This is a genomic window from Blastocatellia bacterium (genome assembly GCA_035275065.1).
Classification (GTDB): Bacteria; Acidobacteriota; Blastocatellia; order UBA7656; family UBA7656; genus DATENM01.
This window is the reverse complement of sequence record DATENM010000092.1, coordinates 1-1,284: the sequence shown is the minus strand read 5'-3', so window position 1 is coordinate 1,284 and position 1,284 is coordinate 1. Positions and strand designations below refer to the sequence as shown.

1 protein-coding gene is annotated in these 1,284 nt (G+C 55.8%); it reads right to left on the bottom strand.

Translation table 11 applies throughout. The annotated features are described in order from the left end of the window. Positions 1-244: 244 nt before the first annotated feature. Positions 245-988, bottom strand: coding sequence for an SDR family oxidoreductase (locus VJ464_21520; GenBank protein HKQ07720.1), 744 nt, complete (start codon positions 986-988; stop codon positions 245-247). Positions 989-1,284: the final 296 nt, after the last annotated feature.

Below are 1,284 nucleotides of genomic sequence, written 5' to 3'. Positions count from 1 at the left end.
CGACAGATAGTGATTAATTGCTCCCCCCAAGAGACCAGCAAGGAACATCACTGCAACAAACACCCATAGGTAAGAGTCCATTTCATTCCTCCTACTTAGTCTCGGAAGTTATAGCGCGTATTGGCATCTAACGCCCGCGTTCAGCGGGGCCGCGAACGGCAATCAAAGGGCGCATGAGAGATGCGCTGCGCGGCCTCCGCTGCAACGGCTTGTTAGGCGTCAATCAAAGGATTATAGCCAGGCCTTAAATGGCCGTGCGCCCTCCATCGACGGCGAGTTTTGCGCCCTGAATGAAACTGGCACGATCCGTTGCCAGGAAGACAATGGCCTCAGCAATCTCGTCCGCTGTAGCAGGACGGCCCGCTGGCGCCTGGGCAGCCAGTTGCTCGAGTCCCTCCCCCATTGCGTCCGTGCCTTCTGTGCGCGTAGGCCCTGGGCTCACTGCATTGACGCGGACACCGCTCGGGCCATATTCAGCCGCCCACGCTTTGGTCAGCAGGTTGATGGCGGCCTTGCTCGAGCCATAGAGGCTCATGCCAGCCGCCCCATAATCGGCGACCATCGTCGATACATTGATGATCGCCCCCTTGCCTCTCTTCGCCATCAGCGGAGCAAGTTCCGCGACAAGGAAGTACGGCACCTTGACGTTGAGCGAAAACACGCTATCAAACACTTCTTCCGTCGTTTCATGCGTCGGGCCGAACGGGAAGATCCCCGCATTGTTGATCAGAATATCGACATGGCCATTTCCGAGTTCGACCGCTCTTCTCGCCACTTCGCGCGCGCTCGACGCGTCTCGAAGGTCAGACGAAATAAAATCCGCTTTACCTCCAGCCGCCCGGATTTCCGCAACCGTCTTCTCGCCGCGCTCCGCATTGCGGCCTACGACTAAGACATGGGCGCCAAGCTGGGCCAGTTTATTAGCTGCCGCCCGGCCAATACCGCTCGTCCCTCCTGTAATCAGTGCTACCGATGAATTGGTAGTCATTTGGCAATTCCCCCTTTCAGATTATAGTGTAATGGGTTGAAACCTTGCCTGAAACCAATATTAGTTGACCGTTGCTGTCGCCGAAGCAACCCATTCAAGCTGACCCAGATCAACAAAACCTTATTAAAAGTGTTGCTTCATTCGGGTTCCAGACGCCTAACGAACACACATCACCGGGCGCGGCATGGTGCATTGGATGAGTGATGAGAGACTCGCTCGCCGCGCTCCGGTGCATGTCGTTGTTAGGCGCAACTTGTAGGTTTACTTCCTCTCACCTAACGCTTTCTTACTCTTTA